The sequence below is a fragment of the Cupriavidus sp. P-10 genome (assembly GCF_003402535.2).
GTDB lineage: Bacteria > Pseudomonadota > Gammaproteobacteria > Burkholderiales > Burkholderiaceae > Cupriavidus.
Genome location: NZ_AP025171.1, coordinates 466,703 through 479,833 on the forward strand (window position 1 = coordinate 466,703; position 13,131 = coordinate 479,833).

Here is a 13,131-nt window from a genome sequence, read left to right on the forward strand (position 1 = left end):
AGGAGAGCACCATGCCCGATAGCGCCGCGATGAAAGCCACGCTGCTTGCCTATGTCGAACGCTTCAATGCCGGCGATGCCGAGGGCGTCGCCGCGCTCTACGCGGACGATGCCACGGTGGAGGATCCGGTCGGGGCGCAGCCGCTTGCCGGCAAGCCGGCCATCCTCGCCTTCTACCAGCACGCCACCTCGCGCGGCGCGCGCCTGGAGGTGGTAACGCCGCCGCGCGGTTCGCACGGCAACGCCGCCGCGCTGACCTTTGCGGTGCATGCGCGGCTGGAAGGTCGGCCGGCACGGATCGACGTGACCGACATCATGACGTTCGGCGCTGACGGGCGCATCCAGGGCATGCGCGCCCACTGGGGGCCGGACGACGTTCATTTCCTGTAAGGCAACCGCCCTCAACCGCATCAACCGCATCAACCGCACCGGTCCCGGCCATGGTCAGGCGTAGCCGCGACGATGCCGTCGCCACGCGCGAGCGCATCCTGGCCAGCGCGCAGCAGCTGATGCACCAGCGTGGCGTGCATTGCGTCACGCTGGAGGATGTGGCCCGCGCCATCGGCATGACGCGCGGGGCGGTGTATGCGCATTTCCGCTCACGCGCGGCGCTGCTCGGTGCGCTGCTGTCGTGCGCGGAGGCGGATCTTGCCGAGCGGCTTGCACCGATGGGCCCGATTGGCGCCGGCGAGGCGCCGGCGGCGCTGGAGCCGGGGCTGGCCGCGCTGCTCGATGGTGACGGCATCGCGCGCCATGTCAGCCTGCTGGCGTTCCTGCTGCAACACAAGTGCGGCGCTGACTGTGAGCTGTGCCCGTTGCGGGCGCGCGTGCTGCGGGACATCGATGCGCTGCGCGACACGCTGGCGGCCCGGATGCCGACGCCCGCGCTGGCTGGGCTGCTGGTTGCGCATCTGTGGGGCTTGCTGAGCGCCCATGCGCTGCAGCTGGCGCCGTCGGGATTATCCGGATGCGCGGCCTCGCTCGCGCGGCTGTATGCGGCGCCGGGTATGCAACGCGGTGCATCGCCGGATGGCGCGGCTGGCCCGGCCTTTCCCCGGGATACCACCTAGTCTGCTCGGACGAAGAGCCGGCGGCCGGCGCCGCCTACGATGCTGTCAAAGGACCCGGAAAGGGTGCGGAGGAGACAGCGAATGAAGCGGCTCGGATTGCGTTGGGCGGCTGGGCTGGCCGCGGTGGGGGCTGGCTTTGGCGTGGCCTGGGTGCTTGCCGGCGGCAACGGCGTTGCCGTGGCGTACGGCGGTCACGATGATGTCCGTGCCGCCGACACGGCTCCGGATGGGTGTGATGCTGCCTGCGTGCGTAGCCGCGGTGTCGCGGCCATGGTGGTACTTAGCCAGCGCCCGCCGCAATGATGGCGGCGGGGTTGCCTGCCACGCTATCGGTCAGCGCTGGCGCTGCGCGTGCAGCGCTTCGGCACGCGCCTTGACATCTCTTGCTACCTGGTCGAAGCCCTGTTTCACCCAGGCGCCGTGTTCGCGCATGATGGTTTCGGCGTTCAGACCCAGGAACAGGTCGGTGGTGAAGTAGCGGGTGCGGGCGGGGGCGATCGCTTCGATGTACTGGTCGCGGCGGGCGGCGTCCTTGTTTTCGTCCGTGGGACGTTGCTCCCATGACAGCAGGCGTTCTGGCTCCCACGCCACGAGGTACTCATTGACCGGGATGATCTGGTCGGTGCCGGGGATGCGGACTTGCATGTGGACCATGTCGCCTAGCGTGGCTGTCGTTTCCAGGCCGGGGCAGAAGGTGTTCCATTCGGCGTAGCGCGGGAAGTCGGTCAGGACTTCCCATACCAGGGAGGCGGGGGCATCGATTTCCACGGTGATCGAGGTGACGAGGTTTTCGGGCTTGGCCATGTTGTTGTCTCCTTTCATTCCTTGATTGGAAGTACAACACTAGGGCGGGGCTGTGGGGGGCGCATACCCTGAATGGACGAGTCCGGGCGGACGATGATGGGTTGGCGTTGCTGCGGGATACTGCGGGTATGCTCCGCGAGTCTCCAGATGCTGTGAGCTTGGTGCCGGCCTGGGGGTGATGGTCGGCATTTTTTTTGTTGGTTAGGGCTGCGGCTGGGCATCTGGTGGATATTTGATATTCCCGGTTCCGCCCTGAAGGGCGGGTAACTCTTTGTCCGAGCGACAAAGAGTCACCAGAAAGCGCGTTTACTGTCCTGGGCGGACGGCCACTCTTATCGTAGTGTGCAAGAGCTTTCGTACGGGGTTTGGCTTCCTCACAAAGCAAGACTGCCTGCCGCAGTGGTGCACCACTGTGGCAGGGATAGACATGCTGGTTGAACGAGCCCAGAGGGTTAGTGGTCCCTGCTATGGGGGTCAACGCAGGGACGCCTATGGCTGCGCTGCGCGCCGGCAGCATCTCAAGTCGGGCAACCGGGCACGGAGCGTCGCTGCGCTCGCTTGGCGCTATCGCCGGCTAGCCAGCAATCCTTTCCGTGCCCGCTTGCTTGCTCCCCTCTCCCGCTTGCGGGAGAGGGGCGGGGGAGAGGGCTGGCGCTGCCACGGAGTGCCGCGCGGCACCCCGCGAAGCGGGTCTTCCCGGGCGCCGCCTCACCCCATCCCCGCAACACTGGACAGCAGCATCTTCACCAACACCGCCTGCCGCGTCGCTCCGGTCTTGGCAAAGATCCCCCGCAGGTGTGCGCGGACCGTGTTCTTCTTTACCCCAAGCCTGACGGCCGCTTCATCGAGCGTCAGGCCATCGACCATCAGCAAGGCCAGCTCGATTTCCGTCGGCGTCAGGTGGAACAGCTTGCGCAGGCTGGCATGCGTGTTGCGCGGAGAGCCGGCCGGGTCGCGGATGAATACCGCGACCGCTGGGCGGCGGGCCTTGTCTTCGGTGCGGTAGCTGAGCGGAATCGGCCGCACCAGCACGCTCAGCGGCGTGGCCGTTGCGGGGCGGCTAAGCAGCGTGACTTCGCTGCGCGATGCGGCCAGCGCGTGGGCCTGCGCGGTGTCTTCAAGGATCCTGCGGAAGCGGCGGCTTTCGACCGGGCAGTGTGCGTGCAGCGAGCCGTCTGACAGATAGAGGCCGTCGCGCGCCTGCAGCAGGCGCCTGGCGACGTCGTTGCTGCGGATGGTCTTGCCGTGCTCGTCGAGGATGATGGTGCCGACCAGCAGCCGGTCTACGGCTTCCGCGTACAGGGCACGCTCGGATTGCAGCACGTCGAGCGCGGCATGCAGGTCGACCGCGCGCTTGAGGTGCGGCAACAGGCTCTGCAGCAGTGCCTTCTCGGATTCGCCGAAGTCCTGGCCTGTCTGGGCGCGGCTGATGAACAGGGCGCATTCCACGCCGTCGGCGGTGACCAGGTTGGCGGCGAGGATATAGCGCAGGTGCAGCGGCGCCAGGTACTGGGTATAGAACGGGTGGGCCAGCCATCCGGCTTCGCCGAACAGCTCATCGGCGCTGAAGAGGCGGTCGGGATGGAGGTCGAGGAAGGGGCACAGCGCGTAGTACTGCTCGCTGTACGAGGGCTCGCCCGGCAGGTGCGGGCCGTAGGCGGAGGCGTTGACGATCAGGCCAGGGCGGTCCGTGGCGGGGTGGCGCAGCACCAGCGTGACGAAGACGGCGTCGAGGCGCTGGCGCACGGTTTCGAGGAAGCCGGCCCAGGGCACGGCTTCCGTGGGGCCCTGGTAGAGCTGGGCGAGCAGGGCGCTGAGTTCGGCGGCCTGCAACGAATATGGCAGCATGGTCGAGGCGTTTCGGTTGATTGCCGGTGTGCTCCCCTCTCCCGCTTGCGGGAGAGGGGAGCATGCAGTGGGCCATGCAAGCGCATTGGATCCACGCGGGCGCGGTCAGCATTCCCAGCTGAAATTCGGTTTCGCCCATCGTACCCAACGCCACCACCGCCTCATCGTCCGTTCAGCCTAAGGCTTATCCCGCAGCCACGCTACGACCCGCTCCGCCGCTTGTTCCGCCGTGTCGGCCGTGGTGTCGATGCGCAGTTCGGGCCGTTCAGGCGCCTCGTACGGCGAATCGATGCCGGTGAAGTTCTTCAGCTCGCCACGCCGCGCCTTGCGGTACAGCCCCTTGGGATCGCGCTCCTCTGCCACCGCCAGCGGCGTATCGATGAAGACTTCGACAAATTCCCCGTCGCCTGCCAGCGCGCGCGCCATCTCGCGCTCGGAGCGGAACGGCGAGATAAACGAGACCAGCACGATCAGCCCGGCATCGAGCATCAGCCTTGCCACTTCCGCCACGCGCCGGATGTTCTCGACGCGGTCGGCCTCGGAGAAGCCCAGGTCCTTGTTCAGCCCATGGCGCACGTTGTCGCCGTCGAGCAGGTAGGTGTGGTGGCCCAGCGCATGCAGGCGCTTTTCCACCAGGTTGGCGATGGTGGACTTGCCCGCGCCGGAGAGCCCGGTGAACCAGACGATGCGCGGCGACTGGTGCTTGAGCGCGGCGTGGGCGTGCCGGTCCACGTCGATGGCCTGCCAGTGGACGTTTTGCGCCCGGCGCAGCGCGAAGTGCAGCATGCCGGCGCCGACGGTGTTGTTGGTCAGCCGGTCGATGATGATGAAGCCGCCCAGCTCGCGGCTGCGTGCATAGGGGTCGAACGCCACCGGCCGGTCCAGGTGCAGGTTGCAGACGCCGATTTCATTGAGTTCCAGCGTGCGCGCGGCCAGCTGTTCGAGGGTATTGACGTTGACCTTGTATTTGGGCTGCGCGACGGTCACGCCCACGGTGCGCGTGCCAAGCTTGAGCAGGTAGGGACGGCCGGGCAGCATCGCGTCCTCGTTCATCCACACCAGCGTGGCTTCGAACTGGTCGGCCACCGCGGGCGGGTCTTCCGCGCACGCCAGCACGTCGCCGCGGCTGATGTCGATCTCGTCGGCCAGCGTCAGCGTCACCGCCTGGCCGCGTACGGCATGCTCGCATTCGCCATCGGCACCAACGATGCTGGCGACGCGGGACTCCCGGCCGGAGGGAAGGGCGCGAACGCGGTCGCCGCGGCGGATCTCGCCGGCGCTGACGGTGCCGGCGAAGCCGCGGAAGTCCAGGTTGGGGCGGTTGACCCACTGCACCGGCAGCCGGAACGTTTCGTCCTGCACGGGGGCGCTGTCGATCGGCACGGTCTCCAGGTGTTGCATCAGCGTCGGGCCCTGGTACCACGGCGTGTTGGCACTGGGCGCGGTGATGTTGTCGCCGCGCAGCGCGGACATCGGGATGCAGGTGATATCGGTCAGGCCGATCTGGCGTGCGAATTCGCGGTACCCGGCTTCGATGCGCGTGTAAACCTCGCGCGAATAGTCCACCATGTCGAGCTTGTTGACCGCCAGCACCACGCGCCGGATGCCCAGCGTGGATACCAGGTAGCTGTGACGGCGCGTCTGCGTCTGCACGCCGCGGCGCGCATCCACCAGCAGGATGGCGAGGTCGGCGGTCGATGCGCCGGTGACCATGTTGCGCGTGTATTGCTCATGCCCCGGCGTGTCGGCGACGATGAACTTGCGTTTGTCGGTGGCAAAGAAGCGGTAGGCGACATCGATGGTGATGCCCTGCTCGCGCTCGGCGGCCAGGCCGTCCACCAGCAGCGCGAAATCGAGGTTGTCGCCCTGCGTGCCCATCTTCTTCGAGTCGGCTTCGAGCTGCGCGAGCTGGTCCTCGAACAGCATCTTCGATTCGTACAGCAGCCGGCCGATCAGCGTGCTCTTGCCGTCGTCGACGCTGCCGCAGGTGATAAAGCGCAGCAGGCTCTTGCCTTGCTGCGCACGCAGGTAGTCGGCGATATCGTGCTGTGCCGCATTTTTCGCCGCGTTTTTCGCCGCGTTTGCCGCCGCTTGTGACGCCGATTCCGGCGCGTTGTCGATCAAGGTTTCCATCAGAAGTACCCCTCCTGCTTTTTCTTCTCCATCGAACCGGCCGAATCGCTGTCGATCAGCCGTCCCTGGCGCTCCGACGTGGTCGCCAGCAGCATTTCCTGGATGATGCCGCCGAGCGTGTCGGCCTCGCTCTCGATTGCGCCGGTGAGCGGATAGCAGCCCAGCGTGCGGAAGCGGACCTTGCGCATCTGAGGCTTCTCGCCGGGGCGCAGCGGCAGGCGTTCGTCGTCGACCATGATCAGCGTGCCGTCGCGCTCGACCACCGGCCGTTCCCTGGCGTAGTAAAGCGGCACGATCGGGATGTCGTTCAGGTAGATGTATTGCCAGATGTCCAGCTCGGTCCAGTTCGACAGCGGGAATACGCGCAGGCTTTCGCCCTTGCGCTTGCGGGTGTTGTACTGGCGCCAGAGTTCGGGGCGCTGCATCTTCGGGTCCCAGCGGTGCTGTGCGGTGCGCACCGAGAACACCCGCTCCTTGGCGCGTGACTTCTCCTCGTCGCGGCGCGCGCCGCCGAAGGCGGCGTCAAAGCCGTAGTGATCCAGTGCCTGCTTCAGGCCCTGCGTCTTCCACACATCGGTGTGGACGGCCGAACCGTGCTCATGCGGGCTGATATTGCGTTCCAGCCCTTCAGGGTTGATATGGACGCGCAGGTCCAGGCCGAGCCGGTCGACGGTCTGGTCGCGGAACGCGATCATCTCGCGGAATTTCCACGTGGTATCGACATGCAGCAGCGGGAACGGCGGCCGCGCGGGATAGAAGGCCTTCATCGCAAGGTGCAGCATCACGGCGCTGTCCTTGCCGATGGAATAGAGCATGACGGGGTTTTCGCATTCCGCCACCACCTCCCGCATGATGTGGATGCTCTCCGCCTCCAGTTGCTCCAGGTGGGTCAACATCGCGTTCTCCTCTTGATCCTCTTGGTTGTGCCAGCCCCCGGACAGGGATTGGCATGGCCACAAGGTAGCGAGCCGGGGCCCCGCGCCACTTCGTCCGGGCGGACTAAGAAATCGCGGGCCGCCGCACGCATTTCCTAGTCCGCCCGGACGAGGAGGCGCTTGCCCTGCGCTGGGTATCGTTGCTACGCCGACGAACCACGGGAGCAGGCAGATGGCGACCACCGCCGAAGACCAATTGCTGAGCGGCCACACCTGGGCCGAGTTTTGCGAAGTGCTCAAGCGCAGCGGGCAGCAGATCCTGCGCCCGGAAGCGCCGACCGACGCGCTCACGCGCGCCGAGGGCTTCCGCTACCTGAGCCGATTGCTGCGCATTGCGCTGGAGATGCACGTGGAATTTGCCGATCCGGCGTTTCCTGGTTTCTTCTCGCCGTCGCATGAAACCGCCAAGATCGGCGCGGACAATCCGGACAACCTGTACCGCTACGCGCGCCTGGACGGCAATGCGGCATACCGCATTCGCGGCCGGCGCGGCACGGTGGCGTATCTCAGCTTCGGCACGCAAAAGGGAGGCTACGAAACGGACGGGCGCATGGTGCAGACCGGCTTTATCGACAGCAACAGGCTGGCGGTGGCGGCGGACGGCAGCTTCGAGATCGTCCTCAGCGCGCAGCCGCGCGACGGCAACTGGGTGCGCATGGAGCCGGCCACCAATGCGCTGGTAGTGCGCCAGACGTTCCTGGACCGCAAGGCGGAGACGCCGGCCGAACTGCACATCGAGCGGCTCGATGGCAATGGCAAGCCGCCCGCGCTCAGCGCGGAGCGCCTGCACGGCGGCCTGCTGCGCGCCGCGGATTTTGTCGAGGGCACCGCGCGCATCTTCGCCGACTGGGCACAGGGCTACGGCGGGCATGTCAACGCCTTGCCACCCGCGGACCAGGGGGTGTGCCAGGCAGCTGGTGGCGATCCCAACATCTTCTACTACCACTCCGGTTGGCAACTGGCCGACGACGAGGCACTGGTGGTCGAGGTCGACCAGGTGCCGGCGTGCGACTTCTGGAACTTCCAGATCAACAACTACTGGATGGAGTCGCTCGACTACCGCTACCACGACATCTGCATCAACAAACACGGCGCCCGGCTCGACGCCAGCGGCGGCGTCACGGTCATCCTCAGCGCGCGCGATCCGGGCCTGCCCAACTGGCTGGAGACCGCCGGCCACCGCAACGGCACCATGTGCTGGCGCTGGGTGGGGGCGGCGCAGCCGGTGCATCCGCGCACGCGCGTGGTCAAGCTTGCATCGCTCAGGGGGAACAACGCATGAATGGAATCAACGTGGAGCGCCTGCTTGCGCAGGCGAGCGAGCAGGCCGGCGGACTGGCCGACTTCGGCCCGGGCAACTACCGCGAGGCCCTGGAGGTGCTGTCCGGCTCGCTCGCACGCGAGGCCAACCTGTCGCCGCAGGGCGCGCAACTGCTGGAGGGCAAGCTGCTGGCGCAGCTGGTGAACCGGCTGGTGATCCAGGACTACTGCCGGCGCCATCCGGAGATCCTGCAGGAACGCGTGGAAGACCCGCTGGTCATCGTCGGCCTGCCGCGCACCGGCACCACGCTGCTGCAGCGCATGCTGGCCACCGACGCGCGTTTCTGTTCGGCAGCGTGGTGGGAAACCCGCTACCCGGCGCCGCTGCCCGGCGAGGACGTGCGCGACGCCAGCCGGCGCATCGCGCTGGCACGCGAGGAAGTCGCGCAGATGATCCGCTTCATCCCGGACATCCTCGCCATCCACCCGCTCGACGCGATGGCCGCCGACGAGGAATTCATGCTGATGGAGCATGCCTTCCTGTGTGCGATGGATTCCTACGCCAACGTTCCCGCCTATACCGACTGGCTGGCGCGCCAGGACCGCACGGAAGTCTATGCCTGGCTGAAGACCATGCTGCAGTTCCTGCAGTGGCAGAAGCGCCAGCGCGCAGGGACTCAGGCGGCGCCGGCGCGGCGCTGGGTGCTGAAGACACCGCAGCACCTGCATACGCTGGAGGTCCTGTTCCGGGTCTTCCCGGGCGCGCAGGTGGTGCTGACCCATCGCGATCCCGCGCAGACCATCCCGTCCATGGCCAGCATGGCGCATACGCTGTGGAAGCTGTACGCCGATGCGCCCGATCCCGTCACGGCGGGCCGGCAATGGAGCGAACAGATGCGGCGCGGCACCGATCACGCCATGGCCGTGCGCGACGCCATGCCTGCCGAGCGCTTTCTCGACGTGCGTTTCGAGGACACCGTGCGTGATCCCTTCGGCGTGGCGCAGGCGGTCTACCGCTTTGCCGGCATGCCGCTGACCGAGGCCGCGCGCGCCGGCATGTGGGCATGGATGGAAAGCAATCCGCGCAACCAGCGCGCGGCGCACGCCTATACGCCCGAGCAGTTCGGGCTGAGCCAGGCACAGCTGGAGCGCGACTTTGCCGGCTATCGCGCGCGGCACATCGTAGCCCGCAGCTAACTGATACCGAAAACATCAAGGAGACAACAACATGCTGCTGAAAGACAAGATCGTCATCGTGTCCGGCATCGGCCCGGGACTGGGCATCAAGCTCGCGGTGGAAGCCGCGCGCGAGGGCGCCCGCGCCGTGGCCATTGCCGCGCGCACCGCCGCCAGGCTGGACGAAGCGCAGGCCCGCATCGACGCACTGGGCGCCGACTGCGAAGTGCTCAAGGTGGTGACCGACATTACCGACCGCGCCCAGTCCCGCCATCTGGCCAGCGAGGCCATGCGCCGCTTCGGCCGCATCGACGCGCTCGTCAACAGCGCCTTCCAGCACGGCAACTTCCCCGAGCCGGTGGAATCCGCCGACCTGGACGTGTGGCGCCAGGTGTTCGACACCAATGTCTTCGGCACCATGACGCTGACGCAGGAGGTGGCCGCGCTGATGAAGCCGCAGGGCGGCGGCGCCATCGTGATGATCAATACCCAGGCCACGCGCAAGCCGATGCCCGGGGAATCGGGCTACGCGGCGTCCAAGGGCGCGCTGGCGGTGGCGGTCAAGTACCTGGCGCGCGAGCTGGGGCCGCATGGCATCCGCGCCAACAGCATCTTCATGGGCTGGATGTGGGGCGCGCCGGTGCAAGGTTATGTGCGCCACGCCGCGGCCGAGCAGGGGGTCGCCGAGGACGCTATCATCGCACCGGTGGCTTCCCAGATCGCGCTGGGCCGCATGCCGACGGACGACGACTGCGCGCGCGCGGCGCTGTTCCTGGTGTCGGACTACGCCCGGGCGATCACCGGGGCCTCGCTGGATGCCAATGGTGGCGACTTCATGCCCTGACCCGCCGGACTGACTGCTCAACTGCCAACTGGCATGACCCGCTACTTTGCCTTCAACGGCGACGCCGACGGCCTGTGCGCCTTGCAGCAGCTGCGCCTGGCGCATCCTGGCGATGCGACCCTGGTCACCGGCGTCAAGCGCGATATCCGCCTGCTCGAGCGGATCGACGCTTGCGCCGGCGATACCGTGACCGCGCTGGACATCTCGCTCGAACAGAACCGGGACGGGCTGCTGCGGCTGCTCGCCGCCGGCGCGCAGGTGGACTACTTCGACCACCATCACGCCGGCGAACTGCCGTCGCATGCCGGGCTGCGCGCGCATATCGACGAAGCCGCGGCGGTCTGCACCAGCACCCTGGTCGACCGCCACCTGGCCGGGCGCCACCAGCGCTGGGCCATCACCGCTGCCTTTGGCGACAACCTGGGCGACGTGGCGCGCACCATGGCGGCGCAGGCACGGCTGGACGCGCGCGAGACCGTGCTGCTGGAACGGCTCGGCACCTGCCTGAACTACAACGCGTATGGCGAGTGCGTGGCGGACCTGCATTGCGATCCCGCCGAACTGGCCCGGCACATGTTGCCGTTCGCGGACCCGCTGGATTTCGCCGGGCAATGCGACGCCTACGCGCTGCTGTGCGACGGCTACGAGGACGACATGGCGCAGGCGCGCCGGCTGGCGCCTGTGCATGAAGTCCCTGGCGCGGCGCTGCTGGTGCTGCCCGACGCGCCATGGGCGCGGCGTGCGATCGGGGTGCTGGCCAATGAGCTGGTGCGCGGGCGTCCCGGCGATGCGATCGGCCTGCTGTCGCCCAGGTCCGGCGGCGGCTTTGCGGTCAGCGTGCGGGTGCCTGCGCACAGCGCCACCGGCGCGGCCGACTTCTGCCGAGGCTTCGAGACCGGCGGTGGCCGGCGCCTGGCCGGCGGCATCAACCACCTGCCCGACGCCGAGGTAGAGCGCTTTACGCGCAGCTTTGCCGACTGCTACGGCGCGCCGCTCAGCCCGGCGGGACAAACTCCGTAACCTCCAGCTCGAAACCGGTGACCGCGCGGTAAGGCACCGGGTGGCTGAGCAGGCGCAGCTTGTGCGCGCCCACATCGCGCAGGATCTGCGCCCCGACGCCCAGCGCGCGCTGGGCGAAGGCCGGCGCCGGCGCGGCGGCAGGCGGCGCGGCCAGTCGCTCCAGCCGCTGCTGCGGCGATTCGCGCTCGTCCAGCAGCACCAGCACGCCGCAGCCTTCAGCACCGATGCGGGCGAGCGAGCGTTCCAGGTTCCAGGCCGGTTGCAGCGGCGTGCCGAAGGCGAGCACGTCGCGCTGCATCTCCACGGCCTGCACGCGCGTCAGCACCGGCTGGCCCGGATCGGGCTCGCCCAGCACCAGCGCCAGATGGAGCGCGTCGGCCGGCGCGTCGTGGTAGGCGTGCACGGTGAAGCGCCCGAACGGCGTGTCCAGCCGGGTCGAGTGCGTGCGGCGCAGCGCGCCTTCGGTCAGCAGCCGGTGGTGGATGAGCCCGCTGATCGAGACCGCCGCCAGCCCGTGGTGCTGCGCAAAGGCAAGCAGGGCGGGGCCGCGCAGCAGGTCGCCGTCGTCATCGAGCAGCATCGCATAGGCGCCGGCGGCGACGCGCCCGGCCAGCCGGGGCAGGTCGGAGCAGGCCTCGGCAAAGCCGGCGCGGCGCAGCACGCCGTCGGCCTGCGCGACCACCGGAAAGATGTGCCCGGGCTGGACCAGGTCCGCCGGCTGCGCACGCGCAGCCGCCGCCACGCGCAGCGTCAGCGCCCGGTCCGCGGCGGAAATGCCGGTGCTGACGCCGGTGGCTGCTTCGATCGACACCGTGTAGCGCTCGCGCTGGCGCTGGTTGGCGGCCATCGGCGGCAACTGCAGCCGATCCCGGCGCGCCTCGGTGATGGCCATGCAGACCAGGCCGCGCGCCTCCGCGGCCATGAAGTTGACGTCGGCCTCCGTGGTGCGTTCGGCGGCCACCAGCACGCAGCCAGTGGCCTCCGCGGTCTCGTCTTCGATCACCACCACGCGCTGGCCGGCGGCCAGCGCGGCAAGCACGTTGGCCATCGGCGGCAGGACGTTGGCCGTGTTCATGCTGCCTCCTGCCGGCTGTTGCCGAATGCCCGGACCAGCGCCGCCGCGGCCACATCCAGCGCATCGCTGGCCGCGTCGATCACGCCCTGCATGCTGATAAAGCCGTGGAACTGCCCCGGCCAGCGCCGCACGGTGGCGCTGTGGCCCGCGCGTTGCAGCGCCTCGCCGTAGGCTTCGCCCTGGTCGCGCAGCGGGTCGAACTCGGCGGTGATGATGGTCGCAGGCGGCAGGGCATGCAGATCGCGCTGCTGCAGCGGGCTCGCGCGCACGTCGGCGGCGTCGGCGCGATCGGCAAGGTACTGGGTGCGATACCAGTCCAGTTCCGCCGCGCCGAGGAAGTAGCCGGCCGCGCAATCGCGATAGCTCGCGCTGGCCGTCGCGCCATCGGTGCAGTCCAGGTAGGGATAGAGCAGCAGCTGATGCCGCAGGGCGATGCCGCTGCCGCGCAACTGCTGGCAAGCCACGGCGGCGAGGTTGCCGCCGGCGCTGTCGCCCGCCACGGCGATCCGTGACGGGTCCGCACCCAGTTGCGCCGCATGCGCGGCCGCCCATCGCACCGCCGCGACCGCATCATCCGCGGCGGCCGGGAAGCGCGCTTCCGGCGCGAGCCGGTAGTCGACCGACAGCACCAGCGCGCCGCTGCGGCGCGCCAGGCTGCGGCAGATGTTGTCGTGCGAATCCAGGCCGCACAGCACAAAGCCGCCGCCGTGGAAATAGATGACAAGCGGCAGCGCGGCGCTGTCGTCCGGCCGGTACAGACGGGCCTTCAGCGGGCCGGCCGCACCGTCCAGGGTCAGGTCTTGCTGCGCGGCGATGGCGTCGCCGGGCGCGAACCCCGGCATGGCCGCCAGCGCGGCACGATAGTCGGCGGCGCGCAGCGTGGAGAAGTCTGGGCTGGGCATGGCGGCCATGGCATCAAGCATGGCGCGGGCCTGGGGGTCGAGCGGCATGGTGTCTCCCGGTTGCC

At 68.5% G+C, this 13,131-nt stretch carries 13 protein-coding genes; 7 read left to right on the forward strand and 6 right to left on the reverse strand.

The features are described from left to right. The first annotated feature begins 11 nt into the window (after positions 1-11). From CTP10_RS19245 to CTP10_RS19255, 3 genes are all read left to right on the forward strand, one after another. The gene (locus CTP10_RS19245; RefSeq protein WP_116318704.1) at positions 12-389 is read left to right on the forward strand and encodes a nuclear transport factor 2 family protein; all 378 of its coding nucleotides are present in this window, start codon (positions 12-14) and stop codon (positions 387-389) included. Positions 390-439: 50 nt separating this feature from the next. After that, positions 440-1,069, forward strand: coding sequence for a TetR family transcriptional regulator (locus CTP10_RS19250; protein WP_116318703.1), 630 nt, complete (start codon positions 440-442; stop codon positions 1,067-1,069). An 81-nt stretch (positions 1,070-1,150) separates the two neighbouring features. Next, on the forward strand, positions 1,151-1,372 hold the full coding sequence (locus CTP10_RS19255) for a hypothetical protein (protein ID WP_116318702.1): 222 nt from the start codon (positions 1,151-1,153) through the stop codon (positions 1,370-1,372). A gap of 30 nt (positions 1,373-1,402) precedes the next feature. Here CTP10_RS19255 and CTP10_RS19260 read toward each other — a convergent pair whose 3' ends face one another. The 4 genes from CTP10_RS19260 to cysD form a co-directional block, all read right to left on the reverse strand. Continuing rightward, entirely contained in the window at positions 1,403-1,873 is a 471-nt protein-coding gene (locus CTP10_RS19260) for an SRPBCC domain-containing protein (protein ID WP_116318701.1), read from the reverse strand. 708 nt (positions 1,874-2,581) lie between these two features. Then, positions 2,582-3,721, reverse strand: a complete 1,140-nt coding sequence (locus tag CTP10_RS19265; RefSeq protein WP_116318700.1) for a helix-turn-helix transcriptional regulator — start codon at positions 3,719-3,721, stop codon at positions 2,582-2,584. 177 nt (positions 3,722-3,898) lie between these two features. Beyond that, positions 3,899-5,854 carry a sulfate adenylyltransferase subunit CysN gene (cysN, locus tag CTP10_RS19270; RefSeq protein ID WP_233528073.1) on the reverse strand — a complete coding sequence of 652 codons (1,956 nt, stop codon included), beginning with the start codon at positions 5,852-5,854 and terminating at the stop codon, positions 3,899-3,901. Next, on the reverse strand, positions 5,854-6,750 hold the full coding sequence (cysD, locus tag CTP10_RS19275) for a sulfate adenylyltransferase subunit CysD (RefSeq protein WP_116318699.1): 897 nt from the start codon (positions 6,748-6,750) through the stop codon (positions 5,854-5,856). The genes cysN and cysD overlap by 1 nt, the downstream gene beginning before the upstream one ends. A gap of 211 nt (positions 6,751-6,961) precedes the next feature. Here cysD and CTP10_RS19280 point away from each other — a divergent pair, with 211 nt between their 5' ends. The 4 genes from CTP10_RS19280 to CTP10_RS19295 are packed head-to-tail and all read left to right on the forward strand — an operon-like array spanning position 6,962 to position 11,089. Continuing rightward, the gene (locus tag CTP10_RS19280) at positions 6,962-8,071 is read left to right on the forward strand and encodes a DUF1214 domain-containing protein (RefSeq protein ID WP_116318698.1); all 1,110 of its coding nucleotides are present in this window, start codon (positions 6,962-6,964) and stop codon (positions 8,069-8,071) included. Next, entirely contained in the window at positions 8,068-9,246 is a 1,179-nt protein-coding gene (locus CTP10_RS19285; protein ID WP_116318697.1) for a sulfotransferase family protein, read from the forward strand. The genes CTP10_RS19280 and CTP10_RS19285 overlap by 4 nt, the downstream gene beginning before the upstream one ends. A 31-nt stretch (positions 9,247-9,277) precedes the next feature. After that, the gene (locus tag CTP10_RS19290) at positions 9,278-10,069 is read left to right on the forward strand and encodes an SDR family oxidoreductase (RefSeq protein WP_116318696.1); all 792 of its coding nucleotides are present in this window, start codon (positions 9,278-9,280) and stop codon (positions 10,067-10,069) included. A 33-nt stretch (positions 10,070-10,102) separates the two neighbouring features. Further along, a complete protein-coding gene (locus CTP10_RS19295) occupies positions 10,103-11,089 on the forward strand; it encodes an acetyltransferase (RefSeq protein WP_116318695.1) in 987 nt (328 codons plus the stop codon). Here CTP10_RS19295 and CTP10_RS19300 read toward each other — a convergent pair. Continuing rightward, positions 11,064-12,164, reverse strand: a complete 1,101-nt coding sequence (locus tag CTP10_RS19300) for a 3,4-dihydroxy-2-butanone-4-phosphate synthase (protein ID WP_116318694.1) — start codon at positions 12,162-12,164, stop codon at positions 11,064-11,066. The two genes, CTP10_RS19295 and CTP10_RS19300, sit on opposite strands and share 26 nt — an antisense overlap. Further along, entirely contained in the window at positions 12,161-13,114 is a 954-nt protein-coding gene (locus CTP10_RS19305) for an alpha/beta hydrolase (protein WP_116318693.1), read from the reverse strand. The genes CTP10_RS19300 and CTP10_RS19305 overlap by 4 nt, the downstream gene beginning before the upstream one ends. Positions 13,115-13,131: the final 17 nt, after the last annotated feature.

Excerpts from the sequence above, each read along its gene's own strand:
- CTP10_RS19300 (WP_116318694.1), bottom strand. The coding sequence starts at position 12,164 with ATGAACACGGCCAACGTCCTGCCGCCGATGGCCAACGTGCTTGCCGCG.
- CTP10_RS19260 (WP_116318701.1), bottom strand. The coding sequence starts at position 1,873 with ATGGCCAAGCCCGAAAACCTCGTCACCTCGATCACCGTGGAAATCGAT.
- cysD (WP_116318699.1), bottom strand. The coding sequence starts at position 6,750 with ATGTTGACCCACCTGGAGCAACTGGAGGCGGAGAGCATCCACATCATG.
- CTP10_RS19290 (WP_116318696.1), top strand. The coding sequence starts at position 9,278 with ATGCTGCTGAAAGACAAGATCGTCATCGTGTCCGGCATCGGCCCGGGA.
- CTP10_RS19250 (WP_116318703.1), top strand. The coding sequence starts at position 440 with ATGGTCAGGCGTAGCCGCGACGATGCCGTCGCCACGCGCGAGCGCATC.
- CTP10_RS19305 (WP_116318693.1), bottom strand. The coding sequence starts at position 13,114 with ATGCCGCTCGACCCCCAGGCCCGCGCCATGCTTGATGCCATGGCCGCC.
- CTP10_RS19285 (WP_116318697.1), top strand. The coding sequence starts at position 8,068 with ATGAATGGAATCAACGTGGAGCGCCTGCTTGCGCAGGCGAGCGAGCAG.
- CTP10_RS19295 (WP_116318695.1), top strand. The coding sequence starts at position 10,103 with ATGACCCGCTACTTTGCCTTCAACGGCGACGCCGACGGCCTGTGCGCC.
- CTP10_RS19255 (WP_116318702.1), top strand. The coding sequence starts at position 1,151 with ATGAAGCGGCTCGGATTGCGTTGGGCGGCTGGGCTGGCCGCGGTGGGG.
- cysN (WP_233528073.1), bottom strand. The coding sequence starts at position 5,854 with ATGGAAACCTTGATCGACAACGCGCCGGAATCGGCGTCACAAGCGGCG.
- CTP10_RS19245 (WP_116318704.1), top strand. The coding sequence starts at position 12 with ATGCCCGATAGCGCCGCGATGAAAGCCACGCTGCTTGCCTATGTCGAA.
- CTP10_RS19280 (WP_116318698.1), top strand. The coding sequence starts at position 6,962 with ATGGCGACCACCGCCGAAGACCAATTGCTGAGCGGCCACACCTGGGCC.
- CTP10_RS19265 (WP_116318700.1), bottom strand. The coding sequence starts at position 3,721 with ATGCTGCCATATTCGTTGCAGGCCGCCGAACTCAGCGCCCTGCTCGCC.